The 18442-nt window shown below is 73.1% G+C and carries 14 protein-coding genes; 7 read left to right on the forward strand and 7 right to left on the reverse strand.

All coding sequences use genetic code 11. The features are described 5' to 3' along the window. Nucleotides 1-10: 10 nt before the first annotated feature. Nucleotides 11-2227, forward strand: a complete 2217-nt coding sequence (locus I8N68_RS19300; protein ID WP_200211891.1) for an MMPL family transporter — start codon at nt 11-13, stop codon at nt 2225-2227. 82 nt (nt 2228-2309) lie between these two features. Here the strand turns inward: I8N68_RS19300 and I8N68_RS19305 are convergent, their stop codons facing one another. Together I8N68_RS19305 and I8N68_RS19310 are read right to left on the reverse strand one after the other, a co-directional pair. Beyond that, on the reverse strand, nt 2310-3179 hold the full coding sequence (locus tag I8N68_RS19305; protein ID WP_200211894.1) for an endo alpha-1,4 polygalactosaminidase: 870 nt from the start codon (nt 3177-3179) through the stop codon (nt 2310-2312). Between the two features lie 139 nt (nt 3180-3318). Further along, a complete protein-coding gene (locus I8N68_RS19310; RefSeq protein ID WP_200211896.1) occupies nt 3319-4431 on the reverse strand; it encodes a CAP domain-containing protein in 1113 nt (370 codons plus the stop codon). A gap of 373 nt (nt 4432-4804) precedes the next feature. Here I8N68_RS19310 and I8N68_RS19315 point away from each other — a divergent pair, with 373 nt between their 5' ends. The 3 genes from I8N68_RS19315 (at nt 4805) to I8N68_RS19325 (ending at nt 9550) form a co-directional block, all read left to right on the forward strand. Beyond that, the gene (locus tag I8N68_RS19315; protein ID WP_089010688.1) at nt 4805-4999 is read left to right on the forward strand and encodes a hypothetical protein; all 195 of its coding nucleotides are present in this window, start codon (nt 4805-4807) and stop codon (nt 4997-4999) included. A 319-nt stretch (nt 5000-5318) separates the two neighbouring features. Beyond that, the gene (gene smc, locus I8N68_RS19320; RefSeq protein ID WP_200211899.1) at nt 5319-8930 is read left to right on the forward strand and encodes a chromosome segregation protein SMC; all 3612 of its coding nucleotides are present in this window, start codon (nt 5319-5321) and stop codon (nt 8928-8930) included. Further along, nucleotides 8930-9550, forward strand: coding sequence for an HAD family hydrolase (locus I8N68_RS19325; RefSeq protein ID WP_200211906.1), 621 nt, complete (start codon nt 8930-8932; stop codon nt 9548-9550). The genes smc and I8N68_RS19325 overlap by 1 nt, the downstream gene beginning before the upstream one ends. A gap of 79 nt (nt 9551-9629) precedes the next feature. On the opposite strand, the gene I8N68_RS19330 is transcribed toward I8N68_RS19325, so the two are convergent. The 5 genes from I8N68_RS19330 to I8N68_RS19350 all read right to left on the reverse strand — a co-directional run bounded on the left by I8N68_RS19330 (nt 9630) and on the right by I8N68_RS19350 (nt 14597). Then, nucleotides 9630-10160: a DinB family protein gene (locus tag I8N68_RS19330; RefSeq protein WP_200211912.1), complete on the reverse strand. Its 531-nt coding sequence runs from the start codon at nt 10158-10160 to the stop codon at nt 9630-9632. 42 nt (nt 10161-10202) lie between these two features. Continuing rightward, on the reverse strand, nt 10203-10694 hold the full coding sequence (locus I8N68_RS19335; protein ID WP_200211914.1) for a universal stress protein: 492 nt from the start codon (nt 10692-10694) through the stop codon (nt 10203-10205). 4 nt (nt 10695-10698) lie between these two features. Continuing rightward, the gene (locus tag I8N68_RS19340; protein WP_200211916.1) at nt 10699-12318 is read right to left on the reverse strand and encodes an MDR family MFS transporter; all 1620 of its coding nucleotides are present in this window, start codon (nt 12316-12318) and stop codon (nt 10699-10701) included. Nucleotides 12319-12432: 114 nt separating this feature from the next. Beyond that, entirely contained in the window at nt 12433-12870 is a 438-nt protein-coding gene (locus I8N68_RS19345) for a MarR family winged helix-turn-helix transcriptional regulator (RefSeq protein ID WP_307812883.1), read from the reverse strand. 14 nt (nt 12871-12884) lie between these two features. Continuing rightward, nucleotides 12885-14597 (reverse strand): alkaline phosphatase D family protein, encoded by a 1713-nt coding sequence (locus tag I8N68_RS19350; RefSeq protein WP_200211918.1) that lies wholly within the window; start codon nt 14595-14597, stop codon nt 12885-12887. Nucleotides 14598-14746: 149 nt separating this feature from the next. Here I8N68_RS19350 and ftsY point away from each other — a divergent pair, with 149 nt between their 5' ends. The 3 genes from ftsY to I8N68_RS19365 all read left to right on the forward strand — a co-directional run bounded on the left by ftsY (nt 14747) and on the right by I8N68_RS19365 (nt 18432). Continuing rightward, nucleotides 14747-15940: a signal recognition particle-docking protein FtsY gene (gene ftsY, locus I8N68_RS19355; protein ID WP_200211919.1), complete on the forward strand. Its 1194-nt coding sequence runs from the start codon at nt 14747-14749 to the stop codon at nt 15938-15940. A 6-nt stretch (nt 15941-15946) separates the two neighbouring features. Further along, complete coding sequence (locus I8N68_RS19360; RefSeq protein WP_200211921.1) at nt 15947-16810, forward strand: phosphotransferase; 864 nt, start codon at nt 15947-15949, stop codon at nt 16808-16810. A gap of 245 nt (nt 16811-17055) precedes the next feature. Continuing rightward, complete coding sequence (locus tag I8N68_RS19365) at nt 17056-18432, forward strand: ammonium transporter (RefSeq protein ID WP_200211923.1); 1377 nt, start codon at nt 17056-17058, stop codon at nt 18430-18432. The last annotated feature ends 10 nt before the right edge of the window (nt 18433-18442 follow it).

Raw genomic sequence — 18442 nt, forward strand, 5'->3', positions numbered from 1 at the left:
GAACCTGGGTATGGGCAGGCGACCGATGACGGTGCGGTTGGCGCGGTGGAGTGCGGAGCACCCGTGGCGGGCCATCGCGCTGTGGGTGGTGTTCGTGGCGGTGTGCTTCGTCGGCGGCAATGCGGCCGGGCTGAACGAGGCAACCGACCGGGACATGGCGATCGGCGAGGCGGGACGGGCCCAGCTGATCGTCGACGGCGGACAGTTCGCCGATCCGGCCGTGGAGAACGTGCTGATCACGCCCCGCGCCGGGGTGCTCGACCAGACCGCGGCGAAGGCCGCCGCCGACGACGCGGCGGCGCGGCTGCGCCAGGTCACCGGCGTCGCCTCGGTGGGCACGCCGATGCCGTCCCGGGACGGCGGCGCGCTGCTGGTGCCGATCACCATGTCCGGCGACCCGGGGACCGCGTCGGACCGGGTGCAGCCGCTGCGGGACGCGACCGCGAAGGTGCAGCAGGCTCACCCGCAGCTGCGGATCGAGCAGGTCGGGGGGCCGTCGATCAACAAGGCGCTGGACGACACCCTGGGCAGCGACTTCAAGCGGGCCGAGCTGCTCAGCCTGCCGGTCACCCTGGCCATCCTGATCATCGCGTTCGGGGCGCTGATCGCCGCCGGCGTGCCGGTGCTGCTGGCGCTCTCCTCGGTGGCGGCGGCGATGGGGCTCTCCACCCTCGCCTCGCACCTGGTGCCGGCCACCGACACCACGTCCAGCGTGATCCTGCTGATCGGCATGGCCGTCGGCGTCGACTACTCGCTGTTCTACGTCCGGCGGGAACGGGAGGAGCGTGCCAAGGGCCGCTCCGCGCTGGACGCGGTCGAGATCGCGGCGGAGACCTCCGGGCACGCCGTGGTGGTCTCCGGCTTCGCCGTGATCATCTCGATGGCCGGGCTGCTGCTCGCCAACGACGCGGTCTTCTCCTCCCTCGCCGTCGGGTCGATCCTGGTCGTCGCGGTCGCGGTGACCGGTTCGCTGACCGTGCTGCCGGCGCTCCTGGCCAAGCTGGGCCGCTGGGTCGACCGGCCCCGGGTGCCGCTGCTCTGGCGGCTCACCGCCCCGCGTACCGGGCGGCCCGGTGAGCGGGCCCCGCGGCTCTGGCCGGCCGTGCTGCGTCCGGCGCTGCGCGCGCCGGTGGCCACCCTGGTCGTCTCGGTGGGGCTGCTGCTGGCCCTGGCCGCCCCGGCGCTGGGCATGCAGCTGAAGTTCCCCGGCATGGAGGACCTGCCGCGGACCACGCCGGCCATGCAGGCGTACGACCGGCTCACCGCCGCCTTCCCGAGCACCGGCACCAGCCACACCGTGGCGGTGCGGGCGCCGGCCGAGCAGGCCGACCGGGTCCGGGCGGCGCTGACCGACCTGGCCGGCCGGGCCGCCGGCGACCCGCTCTTCGCGCCGGCCGAGGGGGACGGCCCGGAGATCGAGGTGTCGGCGGACCGGCGGGTGTCGGTGCTGGAGGTGGCCACCCCGTACGCCAGCCGCACCGACGAGGCGGCGCGGTCGCTGCACGAGCTCCGCGACGACCTGGCGCCGGCCGCGCTGCGGGGCATCCCGGGTGTGGAGTACGCGATCGGCGGCGGCGTCGCCGACAGCGAGGACTACGCCGCGCACATCAAGGACAAGCTGCCGCTGGTGATGGGCTTCGTGCTGGCGCTCACCTTCCTGGTGATGGCCTGGACCTTCCGGTCGGTGGTGGTGGCGCTCACCGCCATCGCCCTGAACCTGCTCTCCGCCGGGGCGGCGTACGGGCTGCTGGTCCTGGTCTTCCAGGGCAACTGGGCGGAGGGGGTGCTCGGCTTCACCTCGATGGGGGCGATCGTCTCCTGGCTGCCGCTCTTCCTCTTCGTGGTGCTCTTCGGCCTCTCCATGGACTACCACGTCTTCGTTGTCAGCCGGATCCGCGAGGGCATCCGCAACGGCATGACCAACCGCGACGCGGTGGCGTACGGGATCACCTCGTCGGCGGGGGTGGTGACCAGCGCGGCGATCGTGATGGTCGGCGTCTTCGCGATCTTCGCCTCGCTCAGCACGATCGACATGAAGCAGCTCGGCATCGGGCTGGCCGCGGCGATCCTGTTGGACGCCACGATCATCCGGGCGGTGGTGCTGCCGTCCCTGATGACCCTGCTCGGCGACGCCAACTGGTGGGCGCCCCGCTTCCTGCGGGCCCGGGCGGCGACCCCGCCGGCCGACCCGCCCACCCCGGCGCCGGAGCTGGTCGGCGCCCGCTGACCCACCCCGTGGGAGGGCCGGACCGCCGCGCGGCCCGGCCCTCCCACGCTGCTGCCAAGCGGGGCCCGGTAGCCGGGCGCCGTCACAGCAGCGGGCAGCTCTCCCGCCAGGCGTCCAGATCGCGGTCTTTGCGGATGGAGGCGAACCCGTACCCGACGGTGGTCACGCAGAACCGGTCGGGGCTGCCGGCGTACTCGACGTGGAAGACGGGCTTGTCGGCGTCGGCGAAGGGCAGCAGCTTGGCGCACTGGCGCAGCCGGACGCACTCCTCGTTGACCGCGAAGTCGAAGTCGGGCGCCAGCGCGGCGACCTGCGGCACGTCGTTGACCAGGCCGGGGGAGAGGTCGAGGGAGCGGGCCAGGGTGGCCAGCCGCCGGTTGAACAGCAACTGGTCGTCGAAGTCGAGCGGGAAGCCGGGCCGGTGCAGGTAGCCGTCGGCGTCGGCGAGCGCCACCGCCCCGAAGCCCTTGCCCCGGCACAGTCGGAACCGGTCGGCCAGCACCGGCCTCAGCGCGTCCCACTGCCGTACGTCCAGCCAGCGGCTGCCCGGCCGGCCCGCCACGGCGGCGCCGCGGACGGCCGTCGGGAAGCGGGTGGCGTCCGGGTCCGTGCCGGCGTACGTGCCGATCCGGACGTGGCACACCAGCCGGCGGTCCCGGGCGCGCAGCGCGGTGGTCTCGGTCGAGGTGGTGCGCACCGGGTCGAGCAGGAAGACGTCCGCCTCGACGGCGACGTCCAGTGGGCCGCTGAGCTGCCACTGCCACTGCCACCGGTGGGCCAGCTCGGCCGGCCAGGGGGTGGGCGCCCCGGGTGGCACCAGCTCGTCGTGGCACCCGGGCACCGGGCCGAGCACGAGCAGCGGAACGAGCGCCAGCAGGGTCCGGCGCAGTCCGTGCCGCCGGGCGCGCGCGAGCCCGGCCCACGGGGCGGGCCGGGCTGGCCGGATCCGCATCGGCAGCTCCCGGGTCGCGGGCGGCACCCCGCCGCCCCTGCCGGTACGCCGGGCTCGCCCCGGCGCACCTCAGGACGCCGAGCTGGCCCCGGCGTACCTCACCCGGTCAAACGAGCGCGGACCCGGTCCCGACTCGCGGTCAGCGCGGGGTGCCGAAGTCCTGCGTCCAGTACGGCCCGTTGCTGCGCGCCACGCCGACGCCGATCTCGGTGAAGGCGCAGTTCAGGATGTTGGCCCGGTGGCCGGGGCTGTTCATCCAGGCGTCCATCACGGCGGCCGGGCTCTGCTGGTTCCAGGCGACGTTCTCGCCGTACCCGCGCCACGCGTAACCGACCCGGTCGAGCCGCTCGCCGACGTCGCTGCCGTCGCTGCCGTCGTGCGACATGGTCTTGTGGTCGGCCTGGTCCTGGCTGTGCGCCTGGGCCGCCCGCATCAGCTTGTCGTCGATGCTGAGCGCCTTGCAGCCGGCCTTGGCCCGCTCCTGGTTGACCAGGTCGACCACCTTCTGGAGCTCGGCGGTGATCTTGCCGGTGGCGGTGGCGGTGGCGGTGCTCGGGCTCGGTGCGGCGGTCCGCTCCAGCTGCCGGGACGGGGCGGTGGTGCGGCTGGGCTTCGGCGCGACGGTCCGGCTGGCCGACGGGCTCGGTCGGGCGGTGCTCGGCCGAGCGGTGGGGGAGGCCGGGGCGAGCGCGTCGCCGGGGGCGCCGGTGTCCGGCGCGGCGGGTGCGGCGGCGACGGTGTCGTTGACGGCCGTCGGGTCGGTCTGCGGGTCGCCGCCGGGCCGCAGCAGGGCACCCACGCCCAGGCTGACCACCAGGGTCGCCGCGGCGGCGGCCCCACCGATCAGCAGCGGACGGGGGAAGCGCCGGGCCTGCCGGTGGCGCCCCTGGCCGGGGGCGCCACCGGGCTGGGTCACCCGGAACGGGGTCCGGTCGGCTGGCGCCGCACTCGCGGGGGCGGCGGACGCGTGCGGGGCCACCGGGAACGGCAGCTCGCCGGTCCGGTCGGCCCGGTGGGCGTCGACCCGTTCGAACGGCGCCACGGGGAAGGGGAGTTCCCCGGTGTGCTCCGGCTGCCACCGCTCGGTGGGTTGCTCCCGCCAGGCGTCGCCGGGCTCCGCCGGATCGTCACCGAAGAGGTACGACGACCGTGGCTCCGGCCGGTCGGTGAGCCACGCCGGGGGGTGGTCGGTCGGCGGCTCGGGACGCCGGTGGGCGTCGTCCGGGTCGGTCGGGTCGGTCCAGCGGTACACGCCTGTCGCCTCCACGGGGTCGGTTGCGGGCCGGGCTGACCGTACGGGTGGGCCACGAGCTGCGGCAACGTGGCTAAGAAAGAGTTAAGGGGAAGCGGACACTCGGGTGGAGGCGTTCGCAGAATCCCGGGCGTACAGTTAAGTCGTCCGGACAGAGCGTGTCCGCGCCATGTGGCAGCCCCCCGACAAGTGGACAGGCAGACGTGGAGATGATCTACGGCTGCGGGAACTTGACGAAGGAGGGGTTTTCGGCTCAATATATAGGTGTCGCCAGTCGCGCCCGGTCATGCCCGCATATCGCTGGAATGACAGCCGCGAACACCATGGGCGCGCGTTGGCCGGCCTTTCCGGCAGCGCATATCAAGGAGTCAGCATGGCGAAGGCCCTCTACGGCCACGTAGGTGCAGCGCCCGACCGGCGTCTGCTCGACGAGGTCACCCGACTGCGTGCCAGGGTTCAGGCACTGGAGTTCGAGATCACGCGTCTGCGCGCCGAGAATGATCGGCTTGCGGCGGCTGCGGCGGAGGCCGACGACCTCCTCCGGCTGGCCGAGCCCGCGCTGACCTGATCTCCGGTTGTCGGAAAACTGAATCGCACCACACGAAAGCGCGCGCCGACACTCAAGTGCCGGCGCGCAGTTCTGTCCGCACCCATTTTCACCCCCGTTCTTCGATCTTGAAAATCGCCCAGGAATGCGCGATGGGCGGGCCGGAACGCGAATAGCGATCTTGCTGTTCTCGCCACCTGGACGACCGCTTCGGCTAGCAGGACGCGACGGCGCGGGTGGGTCGCGTACCGGGGGTCCCGGAGCATGGGGTTAGTCTGCGGGTTCACCAGGTCCGCGCAGCCGGCGACGGTACGGCGGCCACCGGACGAGGATCGAGAAGGTGCATCTCAAGAGCCTGACGGTGAAGGGCTTCAAGTCCTTCGCCTCCGCGACGACGCTGAAGCTGGAGCCCGGGATCACCTGCGTGGTGGGTCCGAACGGCTCCGGCAAGTCCAACGTCGTCGACGCCATCGCCTGGGTGCTCGGCGAGCAGGGCGCCAAGGCGCTGCGCGGCGGCAAGATGGAGGACGTCATCTTCGCCGGCACCGCCGGGCGGGCGCCGCTGGGGCGGGCCGAGGTCACCCTCACCATCGACAACACCGACGGCGCGCTGCCGATCGAGTACACCGAGGTCTCCATCACCCGCCGGATGTTCCGCTCCGGCGAGAGCGAGTACGAGATCAACGGCGACTCCTGCCGGCTGCTGGACATCCAGGAGCTGCTGTCGGACTCCGGCATCGGCCGGGAGATGCACATCATCGTCGGCCAGGGGCGGCTCGACGGCATGCTGCACGCCAAGCCGGAGGACCGGCGGGCGTTCATCGAGGAGGCGGCCGGCGTCCTCAAGCACCGCAAGCGCAAGGAGAAGGCGCTGCGGAAGCTCGACGCGATGCAGACCAACCTCAACCGGCTCACCGACCTCACCGCCGAGCTGCGCCGCCAGCTCAAGCCGCTGGGCCGGCAGGCCGAGGTGGCCCGCCGCGCCGCCGCCATCCAGGCCAACCTGCGCGACGCCCGGCTGCGGCTGCTCGCCGACGACCTCGCCACCCTGCGCACCACCCTGGACCGGGAGATCGCCGACGAGACGGCGGTGCGCGAGCGGCGGGAGCAGATCGAGGCGGAGCACACCGAGGTGCAGGCCCGACTCGGCGAGCTGGAGGCCGCCCTCGCCGAGGACGCGCCGCTGCTCGCCGCCGCCCAGGACACCTGGTACAAGCTCTCCGCCCTCGCCGAGCGGTTCCGCTCCATCGAGCAGCTCGCCCGGGAGCGCCTGCGCCACCTCAGCGCCACCGGGGACGACGAGCGCCCCGGCCGCGACCCGGACCAGCTGGAGGCCGAGTCCCAGCGGGTCCGGGAACAGGAGGAGGAGCTGCGCGCGGCGCTGACCGACGACCAGATCCGGCTCGCCGAGGCGGTCGAGCACCGGCAGGAGCTGGAGCGCCAGCTCGCTGCCGCCGAACGGGAGCTGGTCGCCGCCGCCAAGGCCATCGCCGACCGGCGGGAGGGGCTCGCCCGGCTGACCGGCCAGGTCAACTCGGCCCGGGCGCGGACCACCAGCGCCGGCGAGGAGATCGAAAGGCTCGCCGCCGCGCACACCGACGCCCTGGCCCGGGCGGAAAAGGCCCAGGCCGAGCTGGACGCCGTCGAGGAGGTCTCCACCGAGGCGGACCGGGACAACGCCGACCTGGACGCCCGGCACGCCGAGGCGGTCGCCGCCCACGAGCGGGCCCAGGCCACCCTGCGGACCCTCGCCGACGCCGAACGCGCCGCCGAGAAGGACGCCGCGACCTGGAAGGCCCGCGAGGAGGCCCTCGCCCTCGGCCTGCGCCGCAAGGACGGTGCGGGCGCGCTGCTGGCCCGCGCCGACCAGGTCCCCGGCCTGCTCGGCAGCCTGGCCGGGCTGCTCACCGTCACCCCCGGTCACGAGGCGGCGCTGGCCGCCGCGCTCGGCGGGCTCGCCGACGCGGTGGCGGTCAGCGGGGTGGACGAGGCCGTCGAGGCGATGCGGTTGCTCAAGATCTCCGACGCCGGCCGGGCCGGACTGCTGGTCGGCAGCCCCGCCGGCCCCGGCATGACCGGCTCACCCGACGCGCTGCGCCCGAAGCTGCCGGAGCACGCCCGGTGGGCGCCCGACCTGGTGGAATGCTCCGCCGAGCTGCTCCCGGCCGTGCACCGCGCGCTGCGCGACGTGGTGCTCGTCGACGACCTCGCCGCCGCGGCCGACCTGGTTGCCGGCAATCCGGAGCTGCGGGCGGTCACCCCGGACGGCGACGTGGTCGGGGCGTACGCGGCGGCCGGCGGGTCGGCCAGGGCGACCAGTTACATCGAGGTGCAGGCCGCAGTCGAGGAGGCCCGGACCAACCGGCTCGCCGCCGAGCGGACCAGCGCCGAGCTGCGCGAGCAGTTGATCGACGCGCGCGCCGAGGTGGCCGCCGCGAAGGAGGCCGTGCAGCACGCGGCCGCCGCCAAGCGGGAGGCGGAGAGCCACCGCAACGCGGCCGCCCGCCGGCTCGCCGAACTGGGCGCCGCCGCCCGCTCGGCGAGGGCCGAGACCGACCGGCTGGGCGAGTCCCGGGCCCGCGCCGAGGCGGCCCGGGAGCGGGACCTGCTCGCCCTGGCCGAGCTGGAGGAGCGGCTGCGGCTGGCCGAGGACACGCCGCTCGACGCCGAACCGTCCACCGAGGAGCGCGACCAGCTCGCCGCGATGGTGCCGCAGGCCCGGCAGAACGAGATGGAGGTCCGGCTCGCGGTGCGTACCGCCGAGGAGCGGGTCTCCTCGATCGCCGGGCGGGCCGACTCCCTGGCCCGGCAGGCCGCCGCCGAGCGGGCCGCGCGGGAACGTGCGGCGGCCCGGCGGGCGGCCCGGACCCGCGGCGCGGCGATCGCCCGGGCCGTGGTCGGCGGCGCGCGCGAGGCGCTGGCCCGGCTCACCGAGTCCATCGCCCGGGCCGAGGAGCACCGCGACGCCGTGGCCCGCGAGCGGGCCGCGCGGGAGGCCGAGCTCCAGGAGGTACGCGGCGCGGCCAAGCGCCTCGGCGCGGAGCTGGAGCGGCTCACCGGTCAGGTGCATCGGGACGAGGTGGCCCGCGCCGAGCAGCGGCTGCGCATCGAGCAGTTGGAGGCCAAGGCCGCCGAGGACTTCGGCCTCGACGTGGAGACCCTGGTCGCCGAGTACGGCCCGATGCAGCTGGTCCCGCCCACCCAGGTGGACGTCGCGGCGGCCGAGCGGGACGGCCTGCCGGTGCCCGAGCCGGTTCGCTACGAGCGGCCGGTGCAGGAGAAGCGGGCCGCCAAGGCGGAACGGGAGCTGGCCCTGCTGGGCAAGGTCAACCCGCTCGCGCTGGAGGAGTTCGCCGCGCTGGAGGAGCGCTACAAGTTCCTCTCCGAGCAGCTGGAGGACCTCAAGGCCACCCGGCGGGACCTGCTCACGGTGGTCAAGGACGTGGACGACCGGATCCTGGAGGTCTTCGCCAGCGCGTTCGCCGACACCGCCCGGGAGTTCGAGCAGGTCTTCACCGTGCTCTTCCCCGGTGGCGAGGGCCGGTTGATCCTCACCGACCCGGAGGACCTGCTCGCCACCGGCGTGGAGGTCGAGGCCCGCCCGCCGGGCAAGAAGATCAAGCGGCTGTCGCTGCTCTCCGGCGGCGAGCGGTCGCTGACCGCGGTGGCGATGCTGGTGGCGATCTTCCGGGCCCGGCCCAGCCCGTTCTACATCATGGACGAGGTGGAGGCGGCCCTCGACGACGTGAACCTGGGACGCCTGATCACGCTGCTGGCACAGTTGCGGGAGAAGAGTCAGCTGATCGTCATCACGCACCAGAAGCGGACGATGGAGATCGCCGACGCGCTCTACGGGGTGACCATGCGCAGCGGGGTCACCCAGGTGATCAGCCAACGGCTCAACCGGACCGAGGACGACGAGCGGCCTGGCCGCGGCGAGGAGAACGACTAGTGGCTCGGGAACGCGCGACGGCGCTCCTGGTGGATTTCGATGGCGTGCTGCGCCACTGGGACCCGGCGGTGGCCGCCGGCGTCGAGCGGGACTACGGGCTCCCCGACGGCGTCCTCGGTGAGATCGCCATGTCCTGGGGCCTGCTCCAGCCGGTGCTCACCGGCAAGGTCAGCCACGCCGAGTGGATGACCAGCGTGGCCGAGGCGCTCACCCCCTCGGTGGGCGACCCCGCGCGGGCCCGCGCGGCCGTCGAGGAGTGGCAGCGCTACCGGGGCGAGGTCGACCAGGACGTGCTCGCGTTCATCCGCGAGGTTCGGGCGGCCGGCGTACGGGTGGGGCTGGGCACCAACGCCACCGACCTGCTCGACGCGGACATCGCCGCGCTCGGCCTCGCCGACGAGCTGGACGTGGTCGTCAACTCCTCGGTGATCGGCGTGCACAAGCCGGCCAAGGAGTACTTCGAGGCGGCCTGCGAGGCGCTGGAGACCCCGCCGGCCCGGGTGCTCTTCACCGACGACGAGGACCGGGCCGTCCGCGGCGCCCGCGCCGCCGGGCTCTCCGCGCTTCGCTGGGGTGGCCCGGACGACCTGCGCTACCTGCGGGCGGCGCTGGCGTACTGAGGCGACTCCGTCTCGCCGAGGTGGCGGCAGCCCGATCGGGACGTCAGCGCCACCTCGGCGACCTGGAGTGGATGACGCGTCAGTCGCCGGTGACGCCGTCGATGCGTTCGCGGATCAGGTCGGCGTGGCCGTTGTGCCGGGCGTACTCCTCGATCATGTGCACGTAGACCCAGCGGACGTTCATCTCGTCGCCGCCGCTGTCGCGGCGGAGGCGCCGGAAGGTGTGGTCCAGCGACAGGCCGGTGGCGGCCTTCCGGGCCGCCTCGACCTCGGCGCGGAAGGTGGCGAAGGTCTCCGCCGGGTCGGCGTCGGCGACGGCGTTCAAATCCGCGTCCGGGTCCTCGTCGCCGTGGTAGAGGCCGGGGATGTCCTCCCCGGCGGCGCGGATCCGGAACCACCAGCGCTCCACGTCGGCCATGTGGCGGACCAGCCCGAGCAGGGTCAGGGTGGACGGCTCGACGCTCGCCGTCCTTAGCTGCTCGGCTGTCAGGCCGGCGCACTTGTACAGCAGGGTGTCGCGGTGGTAGTCGAGCCAGCCTTCCAGCATGGTGCGCTCGTCGGCGACGTAGGGCTCGTGGCTGCGGTCGATCTCAGGTGCTCTCCAGGTCATCCGGCCATCCTCCGGCCTGGGTACGACGGCCGCGACCCGATTTCAGGGCACCACCACGACCGGCCAGCGGCCGGTGCGGACCAGCCGGGTGGCGACCGAGCCGACCAGCTTGTGGCCGGCCTGCTCGGACGACCCGACCACCACCAGGTCCGCGCGGTGCTCGTCGGCCGCCTTGCACAGCTCGGCGTACGCGTCGCCGCGCCGGCACAGGAAGGTGACCGGCAGGCCCAGCTCCTCGGCCCCGCGCCGGCACTCCTCGCGCAGCTCGGCGGCGAGCTCGTCGTGGGTCTGCTGGACCGCGCCGGCCACCACTCCGGAGATCAGCCCGGTGTACGCGGCCGGGGAGCTGACGAACACCACCACCAGCCCGGCGCCCTGTCGGCGGGCCAGCCCCGCCGCGTACGACGCGGCCCGCAGCGAGGTCCGGGTGCCGTCGACGCCGACCAGGACCACCCGGGGTCCGTCGGTGCCGCGTTCGAACGGCATCCGACGGGCCTCCGGGCCGTACTCCTCACGATCGACCGGGGCGCTCATCGGATCAGTCCCCGATGCCGGTCCGTACCACGGAGGCCCCGCCGCCGGCCGCGACGGTGGACTCGCGCTCGACCTCGGCGGCGAGCGGGTCCCCGTTGCTGCGGCGCAGCGGGATCTCCTTGATGAAGCAGACCGCGATCAGCGCGATCAGCCCGAACGGGGCGGCGGCGAGGAAGATGTCCCCGGCGCCGTGCCCGTAGGCCGACTCGACCACCGTCCGGATCGGGGCCGGCAGGGTGTGCACGTTCGGCAGGGTGCCACCGCTGCCCGAGCCGGCGGCGTTGATGCCGAGCCCGGCCAGCCCGTCGGCGATGTAGTCCTTGACCTTGTGGCCGAGGATCGCGCCGAGCGCGGAGACGCCGACCGCGCCGCCGAGGCTGCGGAAGAAGGCGACCACCGAGCTGGCCGCGCCGAGCTCGTGCGGGCCGACGGTGTTCTGTACGGCGAGGACGAGGTTCTGCATGGTCATGCCCAGCCCGATGCCGATCAGCGCCATGTAGATGCTGAGCTGCCAGTACGGGGTGTCGTAGCGGAGCGTGCCCATCAGGGCGAAGCCGGCGGTGAGCAGGGCCGAGCCGGCGACCAGGTACCGCTTCCAGCGGCCGGTGTTGGTGATGATCCGCCCGACGACCGTGGAGGAGACCAGCAGGCCGCCGATCATCGGCAGCGTCATCAGGCCGGACATGGTCGGGCTCTCACCGCGGCTGATCTGGAAGTACTGGCCGAGGAAGACCGAGGCGCCGAACATGCCGACGCCGACCGCGATGCTGGCCACCACGGCGAGGGTGATGGTGCGGTTGCGGAACAGGCGCGGGGGGATCATCGGCTCGTTGGCCCGGTTCTCGACCCGGACCGCGATCACGCCGAGCAGCAGCGCGCCGGCCACCATGACGGCGGTCTGCCAGGAGATCCAGTCGTACTTGTCGCCGGCGAGGGTGACCCAGATCAGCAGCAGCGAGACGGCGGCGGTGATCAGCGTGGCACCCCACCAGTCGATCTTCGCCGCGCGCTTGACCACCGGCAGGTGCAGGGTCTTCTGGAGCACGATCAGGGCGAGGATGGCGAACGGCACGCCGACGTAGAAGCACCAGCGCCAGCCGAGCCAGTCGGTGTCGACGATGACGCCGCCGATCAGCGGGCCGCCGATGGTGCCGACGGCCATCACGGCGCCGAGGTAGCCGCTGTACCGGCCCCGCTCGCGGGGCGTGATCATCGTCGCCATGATCACCTGGGCGAGCGCGGTGAGGCCGCCGGCGCCGACGCCCTGGAGTACCCGGCAGGCGATGAGCTGCCCGGTGGACTGGGCGAGCCCGGCGAGCACCGAGCCCAGTACGAAGACCGTCAGGGCGAGCTGGACCAGGAGCTTCTTGCTGGCCAGGTCGGCGAGCTTGCCCCAGATCGGGGTGGTCGCGGTGGTGGCCAGCAGCGTCGAGGTGACCACCCAGGTGTACGCGGACTGGCCGCCGTGCAGCTCGGTGATGATCCGCGGCAGCGCGTTCGAGACGACCGTGGAGGAGAGGATCGCGACGAACATGCCCAGCAGCAGGCCGGAGAGGGCCTCCAGGATCTGCCGGTGGGTCATGTCGACGGCGGTCGCCCGGCTGGGCGCTGTCGCCTGGGTCATCGTGGAGTGCCTCCGCAGCGATTCGGGGAAGAGTGTTGCCTTGGGCAACCGTAGGGGTTGGTTGCCTGAAGCAACAACCTGACGTGGCGCAGGTCTTATTCCCGCCGGAACGGCTCAGAAGGTGTCGTTGAACCGGTGCAGCAGCCGGGCGAACTCCTCGACGTCCCGCCGCGGCCAGCTCTCCATGGTCCGGCGGATCTGCCCGAGCCGGGTCGCGCGGGCCGCGTCGAACCGGCGGGTGCCCTCCTCGGTGAGGCTCAGCTGGGCGGCCCGCCGGTCGTCCGGATCGGGATCCCGGCGAACCAGGCCGAGCCCCTCCAGGCCCTGGATCTGCCGACTGAGCGTCCCCTTGCCGATGCCGAGCTTGACGGCCAGGTCGGTCAGCCGGGTCGAGCCGGACCGGCGCAGCCAGAGCAGCAGCCCGTAGGCGTTCGGCTCCAGGTTGGGGTGGACCTCCCGGGCGATCTCCCAGGGCAGCGCCCGCCCGCGACGCAGCAGCGCGGTCAGTTCGTGCTCCACCGCGCGCAGCGTCTCCGGCAGGTGCTCCTCCACGGCGTGCAGCGTACTCAGGCGGCGTCGGTGAGCCGCCGCTGCGCCACGGCGCGGAGGTGACCGTCGCTGGTGGTCCCCTCGATCACCACCTCGGCCGAGCGGCCCCGGTGGGTGAGCGTGGCCACCGCGTTGCCGAAGTACGGCCCGGCCAGCTTCCGCCACCGCACCATCGGCCGGCGCACCCCGGCCGAGCGGGCCAGCGCGCGGGTGGCCGCCGCCGGGCCGGGCGACCAGCCGAGCTTCATCAGCGGGCGCATCCCGGCCGGTACCTGGTTGTGGATCGGGGAGCAGGTGAGCTGGTGCACCGGGGTGCGGACGGCCGGGTCGGCGAACCGGGCCCGGGCCACGTACGAGTGGTGCACGTCGCCGGAGAGCACGCTGATCGACGCCGGCGGGGCGTACGCCGGCCCGGCGCCGACCCGTTCGCCGGGGTGCCCCGGTGGGCCGCTGCCGAGCCGGGCGAAGAGTTCGCCGAGGGCCTCGAAGGAGCGCCGGAACGACGCCCAGTGCTCCAGGTCGCAGGCCCGCCGGATCCGCTCCGAGAGCCCGGCCACCCACGGCCGGCGGGAGTCGGCGAGCCGCTCGTTCCAGGCCTCGACGTGGTGGATGCCCGGGGGCAGCAGCCAGGGCAGCGAGGCGCCGACCACCAGGTGGTCGTAGACGCCGTGCGCCCGGTCGAGGAACCAGGACCACTCGCCCGGCGGCAGCATCGCCCGGTTGCCCGACTCGAGCACCCGGCTGGACCGGTTGTCGAGCATCACCAGGCGGGTACGGCCCAGGTCGAGCGCGTAGCTCCACTGGTACTGCACGGCCCGCCAGCGCTCGGTGTCGTGGGCGACGTCGGCCTCGGTGTCCACCCGCTCGCCGAACTCGCGCAGCACGCTGGTGGCGTCCTCGGCGGCCATCACCTTGGCGTAGAGCGGGTCGGCGGCGATCTCGTCCGGCGCCAGGTTGCCCAGGTGCTGGTAGACCCAGTACGAGGCGAGCCCGCTGCGGATCCGCTCGGCCCACCAGGGCTGCCGGCGCATGTCCGCTCGCCAGGCGGCCGAGGTGTTCCAGTCGTCGATGACCTCGTGGTCGTCGAAGATCATCACGCTCGGCACCGTGGAGAGCAGCCAGCGGATCTCCGGGTCGCGCCACGACTCGAGGTAGAGCTTGGTGTACTCGTCGAAGCTGACCACCTGGGTCGCCGGGGCCTTCTTCGGCCGCCGCCGGCGCCGCTTGAGCAGCCGGCGCACCGTCGGCGAGGTCTCGTCGGCGTACACCTGGTCGCCGAGCAGCACCAGCAGGTCCGGCCACGCCGCCGGGTCCGGGTCCGCCATCAGCCGCCGGGCGTACGCGTCGAGCGCGTCCGGGGGCAGCCGGCGGGCGGTGGCGTGCTGGGTGGTCTCCCGGCACGAGCCGAAGAGCAGGGTGACCGGCTGGTCCCGGTCGTCGAGCGCCCGGGTCCGGATGACGCTGGCCGGGAAGCCGCTTTCCGGCACCGGCCAGGCGACCTCGTCGTCGACCAGCACCTCGTAGGTGGTGGTGCTGTCCGGGGCGAGCCCGTCCACCGTCACGAGCGCGTAGTGGTGGTCGTACGCGGAGAAGGTCGGCGCGGTGCCGGTGGCGCCGTCGGCGGTGCGGACGGTGACCACCGCGGGCCCGCTGGTCTCGACCCAGACGGTGGCGCGCGTGCCGACGACCCGCCGCAGCAACGGACCGATGAGCAGGCGCGCGCTGGGCATGGTCGACCTCCGAAGTGAGCAGACTTCATGTTTACAACCCGGCCGGCGGTCGCACCACTGCTGGCTGGCGTCGAGCCTACCGCCGGCCGACACCCACGGCCGGGTGCGGTCGATGAGACGCCGTCGCCGGCATCTGACAGGATTTCGGCATGACGGAATACCTCCTCATCGCGCTCGCCCTGCTCGGGGTGCTGATCCTTGGTGCCCTCGGGCTGGTGGTGCCTCGGCTGCGTCGGCGGCCGGAGCCGCCGCTGCCGGAGACGGAGGTCGACACCCGGGCCGAGGAGGACCTCGCCGGTCCGCCGGTCCAAGCGCCGGAGTCCGACCTCGCCACCGGCGTCCTGGTCGAACCGCCACCGGTGGTCGAGGCGCCGCCGCTGCCCACCATCGAGGTCCCCGAGCCCACCGCCGGCCGGCTGGTCCGGCTGCGCTCCCGGCTGTCCCGCTCGCAGAACGTCTTCGGCAAGAGCCTGCTCGGCCTGCTCAGCCGCGACCACCTCGACGAGGACACCTGGGAGGAGATCGAGGACAGCCTGATCACCGCGGACGTCGGCATCGACTCCACCCGCGAGATCGTCGACCGGCTCCGCGAGCGGACCCGGGTGCTCGGCATCCGCTCGGCCGGCGAACTGCGTGCCCTGCTCGCCGCCGAGCTGGTCAACGCCCTCGACCCGACGCTGGACCGGTCGCTGAAGACCGCCCCGAAGGAGGCCGTCCCGGCGGTGCTGCTGGTGGTCGGCGTCAACGGCGCGGGCAAGACCACCACCTGCGGCAAGATCGCCCGGGTGCTGATCGCCGACGGCCGGACCGTGCTGCTCGGCGCCGCCGACACCTTCCGGGCGGCCGCCGCCGACCAGCTGGAGACCTGGGGCAGCCGGGTCGGCGCGGAGACCGTCCGCGGGCCCGAGGCCGCCGACCCGGCCAGCGTCGCGTTCGACGCGGTCAAGCGCGGCATCGACACCCGCGTCGACACCGTGCTGGTCGACACTGCCGGCCGCCTGCAGAACAAGGTCGGCCTGATGGACGAGCTGGGCAAGGTCAAGCGGGTGGTGGAGAAGCACGGCCCGATCGACGAGACCCTGCTGGTGCTCGACGCCACCACCGGCCAGAACGGCCTGGAGCAGGCCCGGGTTTTTACCGAGGTGGTCAACGTGACCGGCGTGGTGCTGACCAAGCTCGACGGGACTGCCAAGGGCGGCATCGTGATCGCCGTGCAGCGCAAGCTCGGCATCCCGGTCAAGCTGGTCGGCCTCGGCGAGGGCCCGGACGACCTGGCCCCGTTCGACCCGGCGCAGTTCGTCGACGCGCTGCTCGGTACCGAGCCGCTCGCCCGGGACGCGTAGCCTCGAGTGACGACTGACGATCGCGCCTGGGCGGGGTGGCGCGACCCCAGCCACCCGTCGCCGCGCCTCGGGAGACCGTACGTGACTTCGCAGGAGATCCCGCTGCACGGCGGGAACGTGAGCACCGTGGTCCGGGTGGGCGACACCGTCCGGCGCAACGCCGGGCCCTGGACGCCCTCCGTGCACGCCCTGCTGCGCCACCTGGAGTACGTCGGGTTCACCGGCGCACCCCGCGCCCTGGGCATGGACGAGCGCAACCGGGAGGTCCTGTCGTACCTGGAGGGGGAGTGCGGGGAGTACCCGCTCGCCCCGCACTGGGTCACCGACGAGGCGCTGGTGACGGTGGCCACCATGCTGCGGATGTTCCACGACGCCCAGTACGGCTTCACCCCGCCGCCGGGGGCGGTCTGGCGCTCGTTCGGCCCGCCCCCGCCGGACACCGAGGTGATCTGCCACCACGACGCCGCCCCGCACAACGTGATCTGGCGGCCCGACGGCACCCTCGGCCTGATCGACTTCGACCTGGCCTCGCCCGGCGCCCGGATCTACGACGTGGCGTACGCGGCCTGGACCTGGGTGCCGATCTTCGCCGACCGGGACTCGATCACCCTCGGCTGGCGGCACCCCGACCGGCCGCGCCGGCTGCGCCTCTTCGCCGACGCGTACGGGCTGATCCCGCGCGACCGGCACCGGCTGATCCGGACCATCCGCAAGCGGATCGTCGACCACGTCGAGGGCATCCGCCGGATGGCCGCGGCCGGGGAGCCGGCGTTCGTCCGGATCGTGCACAAGGGGCACCTTCGTCGCCCGATGCGCGACCTGCGCCTGCTCGACTACGAGCGACACGCCTTGGAGTACGCGCTGCGCTGATCGGCCGTGCCGCGCGGGCCGGTGGTCAGCCGTCCATCGATGCCCGCCGGACGGTCGATCCACCGCCGTCCATCCCGGTGGTTGTGCGGGTTTCTTCACACGTACGAAACAAGCCGTCACGGACCGGAAATCGGCCGGGGTCGTTGAGTGAAACAGCCGGCGACGAAGCTTCCGCGCAACCGGCTGACGGGCGACGCTGCCAGGGCTCAGTCGGAGGGAGGACTTCCACACCGAGAGGAGGCAGCGTGGAGATCAACACCGGCAACACCGCCTGGTTGCTCTTGTCGTCTGCGCTCGTGCTGCTCATGACGCCCGGTCTGGCCCTGTTCTACGGCGGCCTCAACCGGTCCAAGGGCGTACTCAACATGATGATGATGAGCTTCTCCGCGATCGGGCTCATCTCCGTACTTTGGGTCATCTACGGCTTCACCCTGGCGTTCGGCACCAACGACAGCGCCGGCGCCAACAACGTGATCGGCAGCTTCACCCAGTACTTCGGTACGCAGACGAACTTCATCGGCGAGGAGTGGCTCTTCCTGGGCGCCGGCACCGGCATCCCCACGTACGTCTTCATGGTATTCCAGATGATGTTCGCGGTGATCACGGTGGCGCTGATCTCCGGCGCGGTCTCCGACCGGTTGAAGTTCTCCGGCTGGCTGCTCTTCGCCTTCGCCTGGTTCACCCTGGTCTACGTGCCGGTGGCGCACTGGGTCTGGGGCGGCGGCTTCATCGGCTCCAAGATCAAGGCACTGGACTTCGCCGGTGGCACCGCGGTCCACATCAACGCCGGCGCCGCCGCGCTCGGCCTGGTCCTGGTGCTCGGCAAGCGGGTGGGCTGGCCCCGGGAGAGCTTCAAGCCGCACAACATCCCGTTCGTGGCGCTCGGCGCCGGCCTGCTCTGGTTCGGCTGGTTCGGCTTCAACGCCGGCTCGGAGCTGACCGTCGACGGCACCACCGCGGTGGCCTTCGTCAACACCCAGGTCGCCACGGCCGCCGGTGTGCTCGGCTGGGTCCTGGTGGAGTGGGTGCGCAGCAAGAAGCCGACCCTGGTCGGTGCCTCCTCCGGCGCCATCGCCGGCCTGGTGGCGATCACCCCGGCCTGTGGCTTCATCGCCCCGCTCCCGTCGGTCCTGCTCGGTCTGATCGCCGGCGCGGTCTGCGCCGTCGCGGTGAGCCTGAAGTACCGGTTCGGCTTCGACGACTCGCTCGACGTGGTCGGCGTGCACTTCGTCGCCGGCTGGATCGGGTCGCTGTTCATCGGCCTCTTCGCCACCCTCCAGGTCAACTCCGCCATCGAGGGCCTGGGCGCGAGCGAGGGCCTGTTCTACGGTGGCGGGGTCACCCAGCTCGGCCGGCAGGCGCTGGCCAGCGGGATCGTCTCGGTCTACTCCTTCGGGGTGGCCGTGCTGATCGCGCTTGCGGTCAAGGCGCTGATCGGGCTGCGGACCGGCACCGAGGACGAGGTCGCCGGCATCGACGTGGCCGAGCACGCGGAGAGCGCGTACGACCTCTCGCCCACCACGGGCAGCAGCGCGGGCGGCGCGTTCGCCATGGCCGGGATCGGCGCGACCAAGCCGGCCCCGGAGCCCGCCGAGCCGGTCAGCGAAAAGGTCGCCGGTTAACGTTTCTGGG

This window comes from Micromonospora coerulea, from assembly GCF_016598485.1.
Lineage (GTDB): Bacteria > Actinomycetota > Actinomycetes > Mycobacteriales > Micromonosporaceae > Micromonospora > Micromonospora coerulea.

Coding starts and splice junctions, on each gene's coding strand:
- I8N68_RS19330 (WP_200211912.1), bottom strand. CDS start 10,160: ATGACCTGGAGAGCACCTGAGATCGACCGCAGCCACGAGCCCTACGTC.
- I8N68_RS19305 (WP_200211894.1), bottom strand. CDS start 3,179: ATGCGGATCCGGCCAGCCCGGCCCGCCCCGTGGGCCGGGCTCGCGCGC.
- I8N68_RS19340 (WP_200211916.1), bottom strand. CDS start 12,318: ATGACCCAGGCGACAGCGCCCAGCCGGGCGACCGCCGTCGACATGACC.
- I8N68_RS19335 (WP_200211914.1), bottom strand. CDS start 10,694: ATGAGCGCCCCGGTCGATCGTGAGGAGTACGGCCCGGAGGCCCGTCGG.
- I8N68_RS19315 (WP_089010688.1), top strand. CDS start 4,805: ATGGCGAAGGCCCTCTACGGCCACGTAGGTGCAGCGCCCGACCGGCGT.
- ftsY (WP_200211919.1), top strand. CDS start 14,747: ATGACGGAATACCTCCTCATCGCGCTCGCCCTGCTCGGGGTGCTGATC.
- I8N68_RS19350 (WP_200211918.1), bottom strand. CDS start 14,597: ATGCCCAGCGCGCGCCTGCTCATCGGTCCGTTGCTGCGGCGGGTCGTC.
- I8N68_RS19300 (WP_200211891.1), top strand. CDS start 11: ATGGGCAGGCGACCGATGACGGTGCGGTTGGCGCGGTGGAGTGCGGAG.